This window comes from Spirosoma humi (assembly GCF_054776575.1).
This window is the reverse complement of the sequence record NZ_BAAHBR010000008.1, coordinates 1,568,991-1,587,354: the sequence shown is the minus strand read 5'-3', so window position 1 is coordinate 1,587,354 and position 18,364 is coordinate 1,568,991. Positions and strand designations below refer to the sequence as shown.

At 50.4% G+C, this 18,364-nt stretch carries 18 protein-coding genes; 11 read left to right on the top strand and 7 right to left on the bottom strand.

Going from position 1 to position 18,364, the window contains the following annotated elements; all coding sequences use genetic code 11:
- Positions 1–3 precede the first annotated feature (3 nt).
- Positions 4–2,241 carry an ATP-binding protein gene (locus ACYU8Y_RS15260; RefSeq protein WP_460938676.1) on the bottom strand — a complete coding sequence of 746 codons (2,238 nt, stop codon included), beginning with the start codon at positions 2,239–2,241 and terminating at the stop codon, positions 4–6.
- Between the two features lie 315 nt (positions 2,242–2,556).
- On the opposite strand from ACYU8Y_RS15260, the gene ACYU8Y_RS15255 reads away from it, so the two are divergent.
- The gene (locus ACYU8Y_RS15255; RefSeq protein ID WP_460938674.1) at positions 2,557–3,741 is read left to right on the top strand and encodes a hypothetical protein; all 1,185 of its coding nucleotides are present in this window, start codon (positions 2,557–2,559) and stop codon (positions 3,739–3,741) included.
- A gap of 275 nt (positions 3,742–4,016) precedes the next feature.
- On the opposite strand, the gene ACYU8Y_RS15250 is transcribed toward ACYU8Y_RS15255, so the two are convergent.
- Both ACYU8Y_RS15250 and ACYU8Y_RS15245 read right to left on the bottom strand, forming a co-directional pair.
- Positions 4,017–4,682, bottom strand: a complete 666-nt coding sequence (locus ACYU8Y_RS15250; RefSeq protein WP_460938672.1) for an outer membrane beta-barrel protein — start codon at positions 4,680–4,682, stop codon at positions 4,017–4,019.
- 273 nt (positions 4,683–4,955) lie between these two features.
- The gene (locus ACYU8Y_RS15245; protein WP_460938670.1) at positions 4,956–5,948 is read right to left on the bottom strand and encodes a GRP family sugar transporter; all 993 of its coding nucleotides are present in this window, start codon (positions 5,946–5,948) and stop codon (positions 4,956–4,958) included.
- Positions 5,949–6,080: 132 nt separating this feature from the next.
- Here ACYU8Y_RS15245 and ACYU8Y_RS15240 point away from each other — a divergent pair, with 132 nt between their 5' ends.
- From ACYU8Y_RS15240 to ACYU8Y_RS15220, 5 genes are all read left to right on the top strand, one after another.
- Positions 6,081–6,524, top strand: a complete 444-nt coding sequence (locus tag ACYU8Y_RS15240) for a DMT family transporter (protein WP_460938668.1) — start codon at positions 6,081–6,083, stop codon at positions 6,522–6,524.
- Positions 6,525–6,597: 73 nt separating this feature from the next.
- On the top strand, positions 6,598–7,221 hold the full coding sequence (locus ACYU8Y_RS15235) for a hypothetical protein (RefSeq protein ID WP_460938666.1): 624 nt from the start codon (positions 6,598–6,600) through the stop codon (positions 7,219–7,221).
- Positions 7,222–7,282: 61 nt separating this feature from the next.
- Positions 7,283–8,554, top strand: coding sequence for an MFS transporter (locus ACYU8Y_RS15230; RefSeq protein WP_460938664.1), 1,272 nt, complete (start codon positions 7,283–7,285; stop codon positions 8,552–8,554).
- Positions 8,555–8,643: 89 nt separating this feature from the next.
- On the top strand, positions 8,644–9,978 hold the full coding sequence (argH, locus tag ACYU8Y_RS15225; protein WP_460938662.1) for an argininosuccinate lyase: 1,335 nt from the start codon (positions 8,644–8,646) through the stop codon (positions 9,976–9,978).
- 8 nt (positions 9,979–9,986) lie between these two features.
- Positions 9,987–10,220 (top strand): hypothetical protein, encoded by a 234-nt coding sequence (locus ACYU8Y_RS15220; protein ID WP_460938660.1) that lies wholly within the window; start codon positions 9,987–9,989, stop codon positions 10,218–10,220.
- Between the two features lie 134 nt (positions 10,221–10,354).
- Here the strand turns inward: ACYU8Y_RS15220 and ACYU8Y_RS15215 are convergent, their stop codons facing one another.
- The gene (locus tag ACYU8Y_RS15215) at positions 10,355–11,218 is read right to left on the bottom strand and encodes an SMP-30/gluconolactonase/LRE family protein (protein WP_460938658.1); all 864 of its coding nucleotides are present in this window, start codon (positions 11,216–11,218) and stop codon (positions 10,355–10,357) included.
- Between the two features lie 198 nt (positions 11,219–11,416).
- Here ACYU8Y_RS15215 and ACYU8Y_RS15210 point away from each other — a divergent pair, with 198 nt between their 5' ends.
- Positions 11,417–11,626: a hypothetical protein gene (locus tag ACYU8Y_RS15210; RefSeq protein WP_460938656.1), complete on the top strand. Its 210-nt coding sequence runs from the start codon at positions 11,417–11,419 to the stop codon at positions 11,624–11,626.
- Positions 11,627–11,699: 73 nt separating this feature from the next.
- Here ACYU8Y_RS15210 and ACYU8Y_RS15205 read toward each other — a convergent pair whose 3' ends face one another.
- On the bottom strand, positions 11,700–12,950 hold the full coding sequence (locus ACYU8Y_RS15205) for an MFS transporter (protein ID WP_460938654.1): 1,251 nt from the start codon (positions 12,948–12,950) through the stop codon (positions 11,700–11,702).
- A 57-nt stretch (positions 12,951–13,007) separates the two neighbouring features.
- Between ACYU8Y_RS15205 and ACYU8Y_RS15200 the strand changes: the two genes are divergently transcribed.
- A complete protein-coding gene (locus tag ACYU8Y_RS15200) occupies positions 13,008–13,670 on the top strand; it encodes a phosphoribosylanthranilate isomerase (protein ID WP_460938652.1) in 663 nt (220 codons plus the stop codon).
- A 76-nt stretch (positions 13,671–13,746) separates the two neighbouring features.
- Here the strand turns inward: ACYU8Y_RS15200 and ACYU8Y_RS15195 are convergent, their stop codons facing one another.
- Entirely contained in the window at positions 13,747–14,169 is a 423-nt protein-coding gene (locus ACYU8Y_RS15195) for an Hsp20/alpha crystallin family protein (protein ID WP_460938650.1), read from the bottom strand.
- 403 nt (positions 14,170–14,572) lie between these two features.
- Between ACYU8Y_RS15195 and ACYU8Y_RS15190 the strand changes: the two genes are divergently transcribed.
- Positions 14,573–15,913: a tetratricopeptide repeat protein gene (locus ACYU8Y_RS15190; RefSeq protein WP_460938648.1), complete on the top strand. Its 1,341-nt coding sequence runs from the start codon at positions 14,573–14,575 to the stop codon at positions 15,911–15,913.
- Between the two features lie 546 nt (positions 15,914–16,459).
- A complete protein-coding gene (locus ACYU8Y_RS15185; protein WP_460938646.1) occupies positions 16,460–16,855 on the top strand; it encodes a tetratricopeptide repeat protein in 396 nt (131 codons plus the stop codon).
- A gap of 245 nt (positions 16,856–17,100) precedes the next feature.
- Here ACYU8Y_RS15185 and ACYU8Y_RS15180 read toward each other — a convergent pair whose 3' ends face one another.
- On the bottom strand, positions 17,101–17,871 hold the full coding sequence (locus ACYU8Y_RS15180) for an AMP nucleosidase (RefSeq protein WP_460938644.1): 771 nt from the start codon (positions 17,869–17,871) through the stop codon (positions 17,101–17,103).
- Positions 17,872–17,912: 41 nt separating this feature from the next.
- Between ACYU8Y_RS15180 and ACYU8Y_RS15175 the strand changes: the two genes are divergently transcribed.
- On the top strand, positions 17,913–18,356 hold the full coding sequence (locus tag ACYU8Y_RS15175; RefSeq protein WP_460938642.1) for a type I restriction enzyme HsdR N-terminal domain-containing protein: 444 nt from the start codon (positions 17,913–17,915) through the stop codon (positions 18,354–18,356).
- The last annotated feature ends 8 nt before the right edge of the window (positions 18,357–18,364 follow it).

Genomic DNA, 18,364 nt, shown 5'->3' with positions numbered 1-18,364 from the left:
TCATTAAGTAGGGTTGACCGGAAACGAAACGAAAAACGTAGTGCCCTGGTTTGGCTCGCTGTGAAACCAAATTTTGCCCTGATGCCGGTTAATGATCCGCTTCACAATAGCCAGCCCAACACCAGATCCTTCGAAAGCACGGGCATTTTCCAGACGCTTAAACAAGTCAAATATTTTACCGGCATGTTTCATATCGAACCCAATCCCGTTATCTTCTACCGAATAAATGACTTCGCTATCGGTTTGCGTACCCTTGATGCTCACGACGGCTTCGGTGGCGAGCTGCGTGTATTTAGCTGCGTTGCTGATCAGGTTGGTAAACAGTTGCAGCGCCATCGTTGGGTCAGCCATGATCGACGGCGTATCGCCAATGTCGATCCGTAGCGAGCGCTCTTTCGACGTTACCGTAAGCTCTTCCCGGATACCTTCCAGCAACTGGCGCATATCAATCGATTGCGTATCCAGTTCCGAACGGCCCATCCGTGAGTAGAAGAGGATGTGACGAATCAACCGGCGCATCCGGTCGGTAGAGTCGATGACTTTTTGAAAGAGCGCCTGTGCATCCGGCGAAAAATCTTCGCCATATTCTTCGAGCAGGATTTCGGCATAACACCGGATAGACGATAAAGGCGTACGCAAATCGTGCGATACGGTGTAACTGAACGCATCCAGTTCTTCGTAAGCCAGCTGCAATCGTTGGTTGAGCAGACGAATCTCGTTGGCCTGCCTTGTTACAATCTGCAGAATATCCTCCCGTAGCTTCACCACAACGGACAGCTCGGCTTCGGTCCACGGTTCCGACGTATTGCGTACGATCTCTGTCCAGGCCGCAAAACTTTTACGGGGACTAAGCCGACGGAGTCCATCGTCATCGACGGTAATCGCCTTATCGGGATTTCCGGCCCAGGTAACCTGTTCAACGCGTTCGGGTTTAAACCAGAAAAGATATTCGTTCAGCTCCCTTGACAGAACAATCGTTAATAACCCGGAACCTACCGCCCGAAACGCTTCGGCGGATGGATACAGGGCTGGCAGTTGGCTGGTTTGTAAAAACGATTCGGTGCCTGTTGTACCCATCCACTCGGCCAAGGCCCGGATTTGTTTATCATCAGGTGTTATGCCGAGCCGATAGACTTTGTTATTGAAGATGAGTGCGGCTCCGGTAGCGCCCGTAATATCCAGGGCCGTCACGGGAAATTTCGTGAGCGCCCGCACCACATCATCGTTCAGAAGCAACTGCTGGTGCAACTCCCGGCCCGTTTGCTGGTATTGCTGCAGGTTCGTCAGATCTTCCTTGTCTTTCCGAAACTCCAGTGCCGCCGATAATAGCTGGCTAACGAACTTGGCGGCCTGCCGCGCCTGATAATTGACAAAATGCGGTGCCCTGTTATGGCAGGAAATAAGCCCCCACAATTCGCCCCGATACAGGAGTGAAATACTCATGGAGGCCTGAACCCCCATATTTTTGAGGTATTCGATATGCACCGGCGACACCGCCCGGAGTACCGAATGGGTCAGATCGAGCGGCTGGTTGGCGGGCCAGCCGGGTCTGGACAGAATAGCCGACGGTACGCTGCCCGCGTCGGCAATCAGGCGCACTAAATTGACTTTGTATAATTCCCTGGCCTGCTTCGGAATATCCGACGCCGGATAGTGCAGGCCCAGAAAGGGCTCCAGATCATCTTCTTTTTCTTCGGCAATAACCTGCCCGTGCCAGTCGTCTCCGAACCGATACACCATAACCCGATCGAAACCGATAATCGTTTTGACCCGACGAGCAGTATTCTGCAGCAGTTCGTTCAGCGTACGGCTGGACTGCACCTCTGTCAGCGCCTGTGAAATCAATAGCTGATTGATGGGTTGATTATGTTCATCGCCTATTGGCTCCCACTCCAGTAAGATGAGTCCCTTATACGAATGAATGACTAGATTCCAGTCGTTCCCGTTCAGGGTCAGGCGGTGTGGATTCATGGTTTCCCACGAATCGTTTCGCTGGCCTACGTTCAGAATTTCACTTAGTGTAGAAATGGGTAGATTCGTACCGGCCAGCACCTTGTCTATTGACTGGCCCAGCAGTTTGGCGGCCTCGGTACCAACGAGATCGGCAATGTTGTTGCTAACATGAACAATCGAATAGGTACCAGGCTCAATTGCAATCAGGTATCCGTAAGCCTGAATATGACCAAGAATGTGGATTGGTTCCTGCTCGCAGTTTATAAGATCAATCGTTGATGGAATCATTGAAAAGCAGCCCGTTGCTAACGAACGTAATCGACAGGGCAGGCAAACGAAAACGCCGAAATGGTAGCCCTAAATTACAACATAATTATACGTGCTACGGGATATAACTAGCATAAATCGTATATATCAATTAGCTAATAACTAAAGACGATACAATCCGCAAATGTTTATTTAGAAACGCATTTATTTAACTAAATGCCCAAACTAGTTAAAGAAGTGCCTCCCCACTGCCATTGGGAAGTCAGCCGAAAATAAAGACGACGCTTGCTCTGTCGTTTTTGCATTCACTACCTTTTACGGTAAACAAGCGTACTGATGTTGGTCAAAATCTGCCTGTTTTTATTGTTTCTTGCCTTCTCCGCTTCGGCGCAAAAACCTGTACCGCCAGGCCTGCATGCAAATCCAACGGGCGAATTAGACGCCTACCGCAGCCAACTCGATTTACTTCGTCAGACGCACCCAAACCGACACGAGCTTCCTGACCTGAAATTTTTCCTGTTCGGGATGGGCGACCGGCTCAAGCTGATTTATCGAAATGGGCGGCTATTGAATGCTCTGACCGGCAACATTGAGGAACAATGGGCGGTAAAGCAGGAAATCATTGTCCCGCCAGCGTATCTGGTTCACCTGGTTCTGACGAATGGACAAACGGTTCAGATTCAGGAAGATGCAGCAGGCGTATGGCTTCTCCAGACAAACAAACGACCCAGATTACTTCCAGGTACGCGCAGTCGGCTGAATCTACCAGACTTCGTCAACAAACGGTTCGGTTCTATACTCCGGGTACTACATCAGGAAATTCTCATGAATGTCAGAAATGGCCGCCCGATGCCCAATTTCCTGATTTACCAAAACCCCCGCTACCGCGATGCCGCACTGGTGGCGATGGTGCTGCGGAAGACCAAAAACCTTCCGCTGATTCGTGACTGGATCATGGCTATTCGCGACCCGTTCGACCGCCACAAACAGGGCCTTGCCGAAGCCGACAATCCAGGCGAGGTATTGTTTTTGGTTTCTCTGGTCTCCGATAAAAGCCACCCAGTGGTGCAAATGGCACTGGATTCGGTAAAGCCGTTTGAAAAAGAAGACTACATCGCTGGAAAGACCGACTACGCCGATCATCCCGTTTATCAAACGAAATGGTTCAAGTATGGCCTCAAGTCGCTCGGCTTACCCGATCCTTATCACATTCCCAGGCAGTATGACAGCTATTCGTCCTTGTTCTGGTGGGCCTATACGTCTGAACACGTAGCCGGCAAGAAATTTACCGGCAGTTCGAATGCCAATTATCCTTATTTCGCCTGGGCGGAAGATCACTTTTATAACGAGAACCGTGGCCTGATCGGCACGATTGACTATCCGTTAAGCTGGGAACAGCAAGCTAGTGATGCCCATTATCCAGGTCTGACTGTGCTGGACAAAGACCTGATCAGGAAAAAAATAGCCTTCCCTCATGCGTGGCACGCAGCCGAACAGTTTTTACTCCTGGCCGACCTGTAAATGTTGTTTTGGCCACGCCGGATCAATTGATTTGATCAAACTAATTGACACAAAGGTCTTTTGTTAGCCCATTGCTTCAGCTATGGGCTCCCGCAAACAAAGCGCATAAAAAAGGAACCGTTTCAACGGTTTAACCCATGCTAAACCGTTGAAACGGAATAGGATGGAGTTGACTAAACCCACCGCTAAAGCAATGGGCTGATAGAGGTTCGATTGGGTACTTATTTTTTAAAGCAATCGTCCCGGCGTGGCCTACGCCCAGACCAATAACCCGTTTAACGGGAACCGCCAATGGTAAGACCCGCTTTTACGCTGAAGTACGAATTATTGGCCGTCAGGGTGAGTCGGCTGGCCGCGTTGGTAATGCTGGTATCGCTGATTAGGTTGTAGTTGGCTTCCACATGCACAATGCCGTATTTAACACCGATTCTACCCAGGCCACCAAAGGCAGTTGTTGTGGGCAGGGGGTATGAAACAACGGAGCTGCTCCCCTGCAATTGATAGGTTTGCTGGCTGGATTCGGCATAATAGAAACCAGCGCCAACGCCTACATAAGGCTTCAGGCCCGTGCTTGTATTGATGACGTAATTGGCCGTTAAAGACGCGGATAAAATGGATTTTGCTTTACTGGCCAGGGAGATATTGTTGTCGAGAACCTCCGGGCGCTGGATAAACGCCTGTTCCAGGCGAACGCCCACTTCCAGATTTCTGGTTAGTTCATATTGTGGCTCCAGGCTGTAAACAAACCCGGCCTTACTAAGGTCGGCGTTTGTGTTAGCTGGTACATCGGCAGGCGCGGCAAAGCCCCCGGCAATGCTTACTTTGAATGGTTTGTCTGGCTTGGTTGACTTAACGGGTGGTTTGGCTTTCGTCAGTGTGTCTGTTTGAGCATTTGCGGCAACCGATGCCAGTACGAACAGAAAAGCGAATAACTTACGCATAGGGAATTGAAAATTGGAGACTTATTAATTGGCTTTGCTACGAATAGACGTCTTGTGGCGCAAAGATGGCCATTTTATCCATGAGCTGTTCTTTGTGTCGATAGTTGCTTCTGCCGACAGCTATTTTTTATCGGGCAGGATTCAAGCACACGGTAATCGCAGCGTATCCTCTATACACGCCTTACCCTCATTCCGTTGCAGTAAACCATTATTTACGCAGGAATATACGTAGGCGTATCGGTCAGTATGACCAGAGCCAGCAAGCCCCAAAACTCATTTTGCATAAATAATCAGGACCAGCCCCACCACATAAAACAGGCTCATGAGCGTCAGATAGCGGCCACAGACAGCGGGTGCGCCCCGAAACTCATGCCAGATAAACACACCCCACAACACAGCAACGATGGTGGCGCCCTGACCCAGTCCGTAACTAATGGCGTAGCCAGCCACGCCCGAAGCCAGCAGGCTGGATGCCAAACCCAGGCACCAGACCATCCCTCCGAGCATACCAATTCTATGGTTTCGGCGGCTCACATCGCCATAGTGAATTTCGCCATCGGCCGGCTTGCTGGCAAACCGACGTAACACAGGCAGAAATAGCGGGGTACTGCCAACAACGCCAATTGCGAACAGAACCAAAGCGGTATAGGGTGTCAGAAGACCCGGCCCTGGGCTGGCAAAATCCGGTGCCATGGCCCGCGCCACGAAGTAGAAAAAGAAGCTCATCAAAAACCCACCCACCAGCGAGGCCGCAATCCCTTGGGTGCTGACGGGTGAGTCCGTCGTGGCTTTGGACCGGTAAGCCAATGCACTGAAGACAATCGCCAGAAAGATGGCAAAAACACCCGACAGCAGTAAAGTTAAGTTACCTATGGGCGACAGAATATAGTTGACAATTACACCTAAAATCAGCGCTAACCCGATACCAACCGGCATGGCGACTGATAATCCAGCCAGTTCAATACCAACCACAATGAGCATGTTGGCTATGTTGAATACGAATCCACCGACTAACGCATATAAAATGTTTCGGATGCCCGCCTGGTTTAAGTCAACCAGAAAGGGCCGACCAGCCGTACCAAAGCTACCCAACGTCAGGGCCATTAACACACTTAGTATCAGAATGCCGTATGTATAATCCCGATAAAAAATAGTAGTTGGAACAGATTGGGTCGTTAATTTTTGCGTGTTGGCCCAGGAGCCCCAGCAAAGCATGGTCAGAAAGCAGACGACGACCGCCAGCGGGTAATACGAAATAATAAACATATATTATTGATTCTGTTTGGGTTAGGAATGGATGGCAATCTACAAAATGCATCCATGCTGACAAAAGATGGGTTCGTCAGAAAACTTGGTCGCGGCAAAAGGCTGCGCTTCGTCGTTGGTTACCTTTACGCCATGAATTACCTCTACATCCTCTTTGCGTTTCTGGTTGGGCTTGCCATTACTGTACAGGCCGGCGTGAATGCGAACTTGAGACAGGCTATGGCCAGCCCTATTCTGGCAGCCGCCATTTCATTCGGTTCTGGCTTTGTCGTCTTACTTCTTCTTTTTGCCGCATCCGGCTCGTCGACACCATCACTCGACACCATTAAGCAGGTAAGCTGGTGGAAATGGCTGGGCGGTGTGATGGGAGCCATTTATATGATAACTGTTATTGTGAGCGTGCCGAAAATCGGAACCGCAAACCTGGTTAGTCTGAGCGTAGCCGGGCAGTTGATAGCGGCCATTATCCTTGATCATTACGGTCTGCTTGGTTTCCAACTGCACCCGGCCAATAGCTGGCGCCTGTTGGGTGTTGTGCTGATTATAGGGGGCGTACTGCTGGTGGTGAAAAACTAAGTACCTGGTTTACGGTTTGTCGTTTAGGGCGGTTTGTCGTGACGGACTACCCTAAACGACAAATCGTGCATCCATGATCAATTACCGCTTTTACCCTTCCCTGCTGAATGTCTTCGCCCGTTACGTACATGGCGGAAACCTCTCGGCTCAGGAACTGATTGACTCGATTAATCGGGTGCCCACACCCACTACCGCAGCGCAGGAACGGGGGGTTTCGTTTGAAGAAGCCGTTATTAAAGGCACCAACGAAGAACGATTTGACCCAGACGTCATCAAAAAAGTTCGCAAGCTTCTTCCCCGCCCTATCGTCGATACGCAGGTATATTGCCAGTGGGAAATTGATGATGTGCTCTTTTACGGCTATGTCGATCTAATTGGCAAATTCAAGGCGGTCGATCTGAAAACGACGGCCTCCTACCAGGCTGGCCGCTTCCAGCACAACCACCAGAACCTCTACCTGCATGCCCTCAAACGTAAAGGCATCAAGCTGATGGAATACGTCATAACAGAATTTAAACCGGGCAGTCCAACGGAGGTACACGTAGAAAGCTATACGCTTACGCACCCCATCGACAAGCAGTTGGAAGAAATCCGATTGCTCAAAGCCTTTCTGGAAGAACACCGCTCTCTGATTACGGATAAAAAAATATTTGTCGCGCCCGGCGACGATGCCGATGCCCGGCGAAAGTCACGCTAACGTATATAGTTTCTGGTAAAGCTGCCGCTATTTCGGGTCTGGTTTCCCGTACCTTCGCGCTATGTTTCAGCGCACCCTCCACCTCTATCAACGTGCTTATAAGGGCCTGTCGCCCTCCGTTTGGCTATTGGCGGGCGTTATGCTTATCAACCGCTGCGGCACAATGGTCTTGCCATTTATGACGCTTTACCTGACACAGCACCTGCACTATTCCGTTCAGGATGCGGGTATCGTGATGGCCATTTATGGATTAGGCGCTTTTGTGGGCACCTTTCTCGGCGGTCGGCTTACCGACCGGTTTGGTTTCTATTACGTTCAGTTATTCAGCCTACTGTTTGGTGGAATGGCTTTACTGGGCCTCCAGTTCGTCACCAACTTTACCGCTCTTTGCACCAGCGTGTTTGTGTTTACGCTCTTCGGCGACGCGTTCAGGCCCGCCAATCAGGCGGCTATTGCCCACTACTCAGACACTGAAACCCGCACACGGGCATTCTCCCTCAATCGGCTGGCCATTAACCTGGGCTGGTCTGTCGGTGGTGGCTTGGGCGGCTGGATAGCTGGTATCAGTTACAATCTCCTTTTCTGGGCCGATGGCCTGACCTGCTTAGCAGCGGGCATTGTCCTGTGGCTCTGTTTGCCTGTTCCAGACAATACATCTGCGACCAACAATCAGCCAGGAGAAACTACCGTCGTTCGGGCAACAAACCAATCACCCTACCGGGACACCTGGTTTGTTTGCTTCGTCATTTGCTCCTGCCTCTACCTGATGGCCTTTATGCAATTATTTTCCATCGTGCCTTTATTCTTCAAGGAGGTTATGCAGATGCAGGAAAGTACGATCGGGAGCCTGATGGCCCTCAATGGTCTGATCATCGTGTGTATGGAAATGGCGCTGGTGTATAGCCTCGAGCAGCAGCAACGATCAAAAATTAACCTGATTGTTACGGGTGTTGGGTTGACCGTCCTTGCCTATGGTCTGCTCGCTTTGCACCAATGGCTGTCGGTGCCCCCTATGGCTATCGCCCTGGTTTTCATTTTGGTAGGCACCCTGAGCGAGATGCTGGCGGTGCCCTTCATTCAATCGTTTACGGTTGGGCGCTCCAGTCCGGCCACCCGTGGGCAATACCTGGCGTTGGCCTCCATGAGTGGTGCACTGGCACAAACGCTATCACCCGCTCTGGGGTCACAAGTTGTGGCCCATTTCGGCTTTTCGGCGCACTGGCTGGTCGTAGCGGGCATCGGGCTGACATCGGCAACTGGCTTTTGGTGGCTGGGTGCAGCAGAGCGGAAGAGCTTACAAGCCGCCACCTCAGCACCTGATTCAATCAGCTAAGCCGTTGTCTCCCCGATTTTCTTTACGAACTTTGCGCAACTTAACGAGCGCTTCGGCATTCGCTCTTTCACTTTTTCACTCCGCAAGCCTTGAAACTCTGGCAAAAAGAAGGCGTTAGTACCGCCGAACAGATTGAACGCTTCACCGTCGGTCGCGACCGTGAAATGGACTTGTACCTCGCTCCTTTCGATGTACTGGGCAACCTTGCTCACGCGCAAATGCTGGAAACCATTGGCCTGCTCTCTAAGGATGAATTGAGGCTGTTGACGGCTGAGTTAAAGACGATCTATCAACAAAGTCAGGCGGGACAGTTCGTCATTGAAGACGGCGTTGAAGATGTACACTCGCAGGTAGAGCTGTTGCTGACACGGTCGCTGGGCGATGTTGGCAAAAAAATTCACTCGGGCCGGTCACGCAATGATCAGGTACTGGTCGATCTGAAACTCTTTACCCGCGACCGACTCTGGCACGTTGCCAAAGCCGTTCAGAACGTATTCAATCGCCTGATCAGTCGGTCAGAGCAGCACAAAAACGATCTTCTGCCGGGCTACACACATTTGCAAATCGCTATGCCCTCCTCCTTCGGTCTGTGGTTTGGTGCCTACGCCGAAGCGCTTGCCGACGATATGCTGACCCTGCAAACAGCCTACCGGCTGGCCAACCGAAATCCGCTTGGTTCGGGAGCCGGTTATGGGTCATCCTTTCCGCTCAACCGCACCCTCACGACCGAATTGCTGGGTTTCGAGGGCATGCACGTCAACGTTGTATACGCCCAGATGAGCCGCGGAAAAACGGAGCAGACAGCCCTGACGGCGCTGGCCGCCATAGCGGCTACCCTTTCGCGGATGGCGATGGATATTTGCCTGTATAACAGTCAGAATTTCGGTTTTCTGGTTCTCCCGGATGCGCTCACAACGGGCAGCAGCATCATGCCTCATAAGAAAAATCCGGATGTGGCCGAGTTACTACGGGCTAAAACCAACCGCATGAAAGCGCTGCCTATGGAAGTAACGCTGGTCATGAGCAACCTGCCTTCCGGTTACCACCGCGACATGCAATTGCTGAAAGAAATTCTTATGCCTGCGTTTGACGAAATTATTGACTGTCTGGAGATTACCGACTTTATGCTCGAACATCTCCAGGTAAAAACCAACCTGCTAGACGACCCTAAATACGATTTACTATTCAGTGTTGAGCGCGTAAACGAGCTGGTCCTACAAGGTGTGCCTTTCCGGGAAGCCTACCGAACCGTCGGCAAAGAAATTGCCGACCATACGTACGAACCACCGCGAACCCTGCACCATACGCACGAAGGGAGCATTGGCAATCTGGGCAACGACCTGATTCAGAACGCCATGCAACAGGCCATTGCAGGTTTTGGGGCTGAAAAAGTCGAACTGGCCACCAGGCAATTGTTAAGTTGAAAGACACGATGAGTGAACTTCCCGAACATACACGAAACGACTTACGGCGCATTGGTGGCGAACTTTCCCGTTTATCCTTCGAGGTATTAACCGTTGTGGGTATCAGTGAGCAGGACGACCTAAGCCAGAAGCGTCTGACAGAAGTCATGGATGCAATCGATCAGGCCATACAGGGACTGGCCGAAATCATCACCCGCGATCAATCGGATGACGATGCTGCTGATTTTCAGGATGATGAGTAAATGCGCCGTTTCTTATTAGGAATGGGCCTTGGCCGCACCGGGTTTCAACCTGCGGTTGCCAAGGCCCATTCCTGTTTCAAATTGCTGATACGAACAAACCGAAACTATGCCGGTCCGCCGGTGCGCGCTCTACGTTATTCGACCCGGTAGGCTACCAGCGAATTTTTGTAGAATGTCGGCACAATCAGCAGCTTCTTATTGGCGATATAATCAATGTCGGCGGCATTAATTTTTTGTTCGCGCGTGTCGAGCAGTTGTACTTTAGTACCATCGGCATCGACGTGAAAAATCTGACCATTCCAGTCCGAAACGAAATAATTACCTTTCCCTTCGGCGACGATACCATCCGTAGCCGCCATACCATCGGCCAGGGTCGTCACTGTTTTCGTTGCCAGATCCACGGCCCGCAAAGCCCCGATTTTGGTGCTGCCAACCATCAGTTTTTTCTTACCAACGGCCAGCACACCATTGGGTTTATTGAGTTGTTCACCTTCCATCCAGACCTCCCACTTTTCGTCTTTCAGGCGGTAGATTTTATCGTTCTGATTGTCTGAGACATACACGGTACCATCTTTCGCGACGGTCACGTCGTTCAGAAAACCACCTTTCCCCACGGCATCCCAGGTCTTCTCGGCCTGTCCATTCTCTGTGTTGATGCAGACCAACCGGTACACGTCAGTCACGTAAAGCCGGTTTTTATAGAGTCCCATGCCCTTGGGTGCGTTCAGGCCCGATGTCCAGCGCAGGTTGTCAATTTTACCATCGAGTGTCACTTTGGAAATGAAACCACTGCCATCGAGCTCACCGGGTTTCCCATCGATGTTCGCTACATACAAGGTATTATTCCCATCATACAGGACCGATTCGGGTGTTCGCAATGTTGTATCGGTTTCCCAGACCTTCACTAATTTCATTGGTTTTGGCTTGACGGGTGGCGTCAGGGCCAGCAGAGTTATGCTGGCGGCTGTCAGGAACAGAAACAAGTTGAAATGCTTCATAATGGCCTTGGCTATCAAATGATTAAAAATTTTCAAAAAAATTATAGTTGTACCTTACCGGGTCTGACGTAGCTCTCCGACGCAGGCATAAAAGGAGAAATATAATTATTCTAACCGCCCCAAAAAGCGGCTTTTCTAACTGAAAACAATCAGATACGGAGGGTGTTTACAAAACTCGCGCATTAATAACACAAGGCTATGGAAACTGCTCAATTACACGCTTACGAAGCGCAAGCCCCGATTGGCCAGCTAAAGGAAAGTACTCGGGATATGATTCGGCTGCAACGCGATTACCAACTCTCGGACGAGTTATTCTGGGAAATTTTCAACGCCCGCGTTCTGCTCAACGAGCGGATAGACATTGACGCATTTATTACGGATTCCAACAGGTTGCCTGCCTACGCGTAGCAAGAAACTTACTACTGCCCATATGCGCCCGACTACCCGAAAACAGATGGTGGTCGGGCGCATATTCGTTCGATCAACTCAATCGAACAGAAAACAGCGCTTTCGATTTGGCAAAAACGTAGGTCACTACGATCAGCGTGACTACGCCACCGAGCATCACGGAAGGAACTGTGCCCAGCAAACGGGCCAGTAGCCCCGACTCAAAGGCACCAATTTCGTTGGACGAACTAACGAAAATACCATTTACGGCGGCCACCCGCCCGCGCATGTGATCGGGTGGGAAAATTTGCAGGATCGTTTGACGAATGATTACGCTGACGCTATCGAACGCCCCCGTTAAGGCAAGCATGATCAACGACAGATAAAAGTTTGTCGATAGCGAAAAAACAATAGTTGCTATACCAAAGCCCGTTACCGAAAGAAGCATATTGCGCCAGGCATTGTGGGTGGGCGGATGCTTCGTCATGTAAGCCATGGTCAACAAGGCGCCGACGGAGGGGGCGGCCCGCAAAAACCCTAGTCCTTCGGCCCCGACTTTCAGAATGTCTTCGGCGAAAACGGGTAAAAGAGCCACGACGCCCCCGAATAACACCGAAAATAGATCGAGCGAGATTGCGTAAAGCACAATCTGGGTCTTGAAGACAAAGCGAAAACCTTCTTTCAAACTCTCCAGTAGGCTCAATACCGGCGCATCTGAAACGGGAGTCGGCTTCCGTTCGATAAGCGTGATCAGCAAAAAGCAGACTGCCAGCAGGACAATGACCACAATCAGGCTGTTATCGAACCCAACCCAACTGTAGAGAAACCCAGCCAGACCCGGCCCAGCAATAGCCCCCGCCTGCCAGAATGAACTGCTCCAGGTGGCGGAGTTGGCGTACAATTCGCGCGGTACCAAAAAGGGTTTTATTGATGAGCTGGCTGGTGAGTAAAATCCTTTCGCCGTGCCAATCAGCATCAGTACCCCGTAAATCGTCGCTAACCGGGCGGTTTGTGATAACCCAGCCACAACAGAGGGCTGAAAAACCAGATACAGAATAACCGACCCGAGTAAAATAACCAGCAAGCTCCAGAGCAGAATTTGTTTTTTATCCCGCCGATCGGCCAGATGCCCCCCAAACAAGGATAGCGCAATGAACGGTATCGCTTCGGCGAGGCCAACCAAACCCAGCATCAGGGGGTCGTGGGTGATTTTGTATAATTCGTAACCCAGAATAACCTCCTGAATCAGCAGGGTAGCCGTAATCAGAAAACTATTCATCACGAAATACCGAAATTCAGGAATGCGGAGTGATGCGAAGGTGTCTACTGTGGACTGCTGAGCCATTCTATTATCGGCGTATACTATATTTATCGCCTGAGTTTTAGTAAGCAACCCCAAACGATGCAGTCTCCGTTCCGAACCAGAGTGAAAATTTGCTGCATCAGCAGCCTCGATGAAGCCCAACTGGCAACCCGACTGGGTGCCGACGCTCTGGGCCTGGTAGGCCGGATGCCCAGCGGTCCCGGCGTTGTAGCCGACGAGCGGGCCGCTGAAATTGTAGCGGCAACACCGCCACCACTGGCTACCTTCATGCTCACCAGCGAAACCAGTATCGATGCAATTGTGGCCCATCAGCTTCGGGTAGGTGCCAATACCATTCAACTGGTCGATGCCGTAGCACCCGATACCTACGCCCGGCTTCATACGGTCTTACCGGCCATTAAGCTGGTACAAGTCATTCATGTGCTCGATGAGCGAAACATCGATGAAGCCTTGCAGGCGGTTCAATCCGGAGCCGATGCGTTGTTGCTCGACTCGGGCAATCCAACGCTGGCCATTAAAGAATTGGGTGGCACGGGACGCGTGCATAACTGGCAGGTGAGCCGTCAGATTGTTGACCAATCGTCGGTGCCGGTGTTTCTGGCAGGGGGCCTGAATGCGGGTAATGTTCGCCAGGCCCTTGATCTGGTCCAGCCCTTTGGTCTTGACATTTGCAGTGGCGTTCGCACCAACGGCCATCTGGATAAACAAAAGCTGGAAGCGTTTATGAACCTGGTACGGTAAGAAGCTGTCCCTGACTGGAATTAAACAAAAACGCCCGCACCAAGTGGCGCGGGCGTTTCGATTCTGTCGAGTACGATTAAGCAACGACAATTTCTTTCACTAATTTTTCTTCTTTTACCTCAACTTTTGGTAATTCAACGGTGAGGATACCAGCAGCATAAGCAGCTTTGATGGCATCAGCATTTACCGTTTTCGGCAGGCGGAAGCTGCGTTCAAACGACGTGAAGCCAAACTCCTGCCGGGTAAATTTCTCAGTTGTTTCTTCACTTTTCGCTTCTGATTGATACGCGATCGTCAGCTTATTATTGTCAACATTGATTTTCAAATCTTCTTTTTTCAAACCGGGAGCCGCTAGCTCAAGCTGGAAACCCGTTTCCGTTTCTTTGACATTTACGGCTGGAACGTTAGGCGTCGTATTTTGATACCGATTGATAACGGGACGGCCGTAGAATGGATTGAAAAAGGTAGGGAAGTTATTGTATCGAACTAAAGTTGCCATTGTCTTATCTGTTTTCAGTAGGTTGTTTATTGTCAAACACAAACATCCTTAGTCAAAAGCTGTACCAATCTGATAGCGGCAACAATATGCGCCATTATGTCCGGATTATAAAGATACCGACAAATTGATACTGCCACAATGGCACACCACAGGCTATATAGGGTAAAAAGGGCTGACCAAAATGGCTGACTTCCTTTCTAAATTAGCTTACTACGTAGAGCTTTGATTCCAGATCATTTTGTCTTCCACAACTATCTTATTAAGGCATAATACTTCTATTTCACCTAATCCCTCGAAATATTACACTTTTTAGTAGCTACAACTTGATTAATAGGTAACAAGCGGTTAATTTTAGCACGCTTAACCGAGCATTTACTCACCATAATTTACTACTCCACTTACGATGAAGCGACATGTACTGACGCTGCTCACACTATTTTCGTGTGCCAGTACCTCCTTTGTTACCAATGCCCAGCAAACGGCCATCGATTTCTTCGACAGCGGGATTACTAAAAGTAAATCGAACGATTTTACGGGTGCCTTGCAGGCCTTTAGTATGGCAATCACGATGAATCCCGAAAACTCCGCGAGTTATTACAATCGGGGTTTAGTCAAAGCAAATTTAAAAGACCACCGGGGGGCTATTCTGGATTATGATAAAGCTATTGATCTGAATGGGAAAGATGCGCTGGCGTACCTGAGCCGGGGCGTCAGCAAAAGCCGCCAGGACGATCACCGGGGCGCTCTATTGGATTACAGCCGATCCATTGAACTCAATCCCGACGACGCACAAGCATATTACAACCGGGGCGTCAGCCGTAGCCGCATCGACCAATTCAGGGGTGCACTGGCTGATTTCTCCAAAACAATTGAACTGGAGCCAACCAATGCGCAGGCCTATTACACACGGGCCGTTACCAAACAAAAACTGGAAGACTACTCGGGCAGCGTCGCCGATTTTACAAAAGTTGTCGAACTTACGCCTAAGCGACCACAGGCTTATGCCGGGCGGGGACTGTCTAAAGTTGAGTTGACTGATTTCGCCGGAGCCATAATCGACCTGAACAAAGCGATCGAGCTGAGCCCCGAAGATGCGGAATCCTATTTCTACCGGGGCTTTGCAAAAAGCAAACTGGACGATTATAAAGCAGCCCTCGGCGACTATGACCGGGCCATTTCGCTCAAGGGTACTAATTACCGGGCGTATTATGGCCGGGGATTTTGCCGAAGCAAACTTGGCGACCAGAAAGGCGCCATAGTTGATTTTAACCAGGCTATCGAAATCAATAACGTTAATGTAGATGCTAAAGTCGTTTATACCGGACGAATGACGCACGCTATTCTGGATAACCTCCGCAACGTTGTTCAGGAGCGCAGCAAAATCAACGAACTGGGCAGCGAACGTGCCGAAGCGTACTTTAGCCGGGGCGTCAGTAAAAACAAGCAGGGGGAGCCTAAAGCCGCTATTCTTGACCTGAACAAAGCCATTGAACTGAGTCCGGCCTACGCCGAAGCGTATTTCAGCCGGGGCATGATCAGGTCGGCTCAGGGCGATCAGAAAGGAGCGCTCACGGACTGCAACAGTGCCATCAAGCTCAACCCTCGTTATGCCGAGGCTTATTACGTGCGTGGCCTCATTAAACACAGCCTTGGCGACGAAAATGGTGGTTGCCTTGACTTATCCAAAGCCGGTGAGTTAGGCTATAGTCCAGCATACAAAGTGATCAGCGACTACTGTAACTAGGCGAAGTTAGGTAGGCTACTGCTTTTATTATCTTACAATTGGTCAGTGGATTAACTAGGTCATAGCCTTGTATAGTATATTTGGCGTATGCACTTGGGCACACGTATACAGCATCCCAAAGCGGGTTCAGCTTTCTGGACGAATAGCACTACCATCTGCTCAATCTGAAGGAACGACTCGCTTTGGGATGATTGTGTCCAGTCATCCCAAAGATACCTATGAAATACGTTTATCGGTTTCTGTTACTGAGCGTAGCGCTGATTCAGGGGGGTGCTGGCTCAGGTCCCTCAATCAATCGATTCGCTGGAGACATATGCCCAGACTCATAGCCCGAACGATACCAACTACGTCAATGCGCTGCTCCAATTGGGTCGGCTAACCACCCGCGTCAAAGCCAATTACCAACGGGCTGATTCTATGCTGCGGCTAGCCGACAAAATAGCAAGAGAGCTACACTTCGGTAGTGGTATATACCGGCCAGCACGTACATAGCCTCTAATGAAGCTTCTGCAATCTGATGTGTTGGTCGATACTGGATTGGTCTGATTGGTCTTACGCAAAACAAGACGGCTTGGCGAGGCTAAACGTGCGATTGAACAGGCGCTGGCGATTTCTATAAAGCAAAAGCACCAATCAGGCATGGCAACCGATTATTTCAACTTAGGCCAGGTTTGTGAAGAGTTGAAGGAGTATAAGCTTGCCGAGCAGTACATAAAAAAGGCGCTTGCCTTGGCGAATGCCATGGGAAATAAAGATAAAGCGGCTATTTACACCCAGGGGCTGGCAGATCTTTATGGAGGCATGAACAATTTTTCAGCAGGCGTATGCTTTTCAGCTTGCCCGAAATCAGGCGATAGACTCTTCGACGGCCATTCGCACAACGGCGGAAGTGCAGCGGCTGGTGGCCAAATACCAGGCCGAGAAAAAGGAAGCACACATTAAACTGCTTCAACACCACACAGCCCGGCCAGACCAGCATGCAATACCGAGCACAGGCCATGGGTGGTCAATTGGCCGTGCGATCGGCATCGGGTCAGGGAACTCAGTTGCAACTGACGGTTAGTTTGACTGATTAATTATGACTCACCCTCTGAATCCAGCAGTCGGCAGAAAACCAGACCTACGTACTCGCCAGTGGCTGCACCGGGAGTTGGCGCTTCAATCGTCTTTCACAACAGCCAGGTGAGTTACTCAAACCGCAAGTGCTTGACTGAATCGCCGGAGGATTCGAGTTCGAGCAGCGCATCGATGCCAATATCGAGGTGGACATTGACGAATTGCCCTGTTACGCGTTTATCACTTTCCTCAGTCTTTACGCCTTCGGGCACCAATGGATTGTCGGATACCAGCAGCAGAGCGCCGTGCGGAATTGAGTTGACGAAGCCAACGGTAAAAATGGTCGCCGTTTCCATGTCGATCGCCATCGTCCGGATTTCGCGCAGGTAATCTTTAAACTTTTCATCGTGTTCCCAAATGCGCCGGTTCGTCGTGTAAACGGTACCGGTCCAGTAATCCAACTCGTACCGTTTGATGGTCGATGATACGGCTCGCTGCAACCGGAAGGAGGGCAATGCCGGAATTTCGGGACGCATATAGTCATTACTGGTCCCCTCGCCCCGAATGGCCGCGATGGGCAGAACCAGGTCACCAATTTGTGTTTTCTTCAACCCACCACATTTGCCCAGAAACAATACGGCTTTGGGATCAACCGCCGAGAGCAGGTCCATGACCGTGGCGGCCATGGCGCTCCCCATCCCGAAATTGATGATCGTAATATTGTTGGCAGTTGCCGTTTGCATGGCCCGGCCCATACCAAAAATCTCGACGTCAAACTTTTTGGCGAACAGTTCGACGTAATTGATAAAGTTGGTCAGCAGAATGTATTCGCCAAATTGCTCGATAGGCGTACCGGTATAACGGGGCAACCAGTTTAAAACGATTTCTTCTTTTGTCTTCATTTTTTAGTCTTTCACCCTTTCGCTCTTTGTATATTTGAGGTATGGTTGCGCTGAATCTCCCTCCTTTCGACTGTAAAATTAAACAAGTCGAAGGGAAACCCTATATTTTCGATTCATTACGCCGGAAGTACGTTCGGCTATCGCCCGAAGAATGGGTACGGCAGCATATTGTCAACCTGTTATTGACGCACTATGCGTACCCCAAGGCCCTCATTCGCGCCGAAGGTGGCCTGGTTCTCAACCAGACCCAGAAGCGTACGGATGTCGTTGCGTTCGACCGACAGGGGCAGCCCTTTCTGGTCGTTGAGTGCAAGGCTCCTCATATAGCACTGACCCAGTCGGTATTCGATCAGATTGCTCGCTACAATCACGTGCACAAAGCGCCTTATCTGGTCATCTCCAATGGTTTAACCCACTATTGTTGTAGCATCGACCACACAACGACAACCGTTCAGTTTCTCGACGATTTCCCGGCCTTTATGTAACGCGGGCA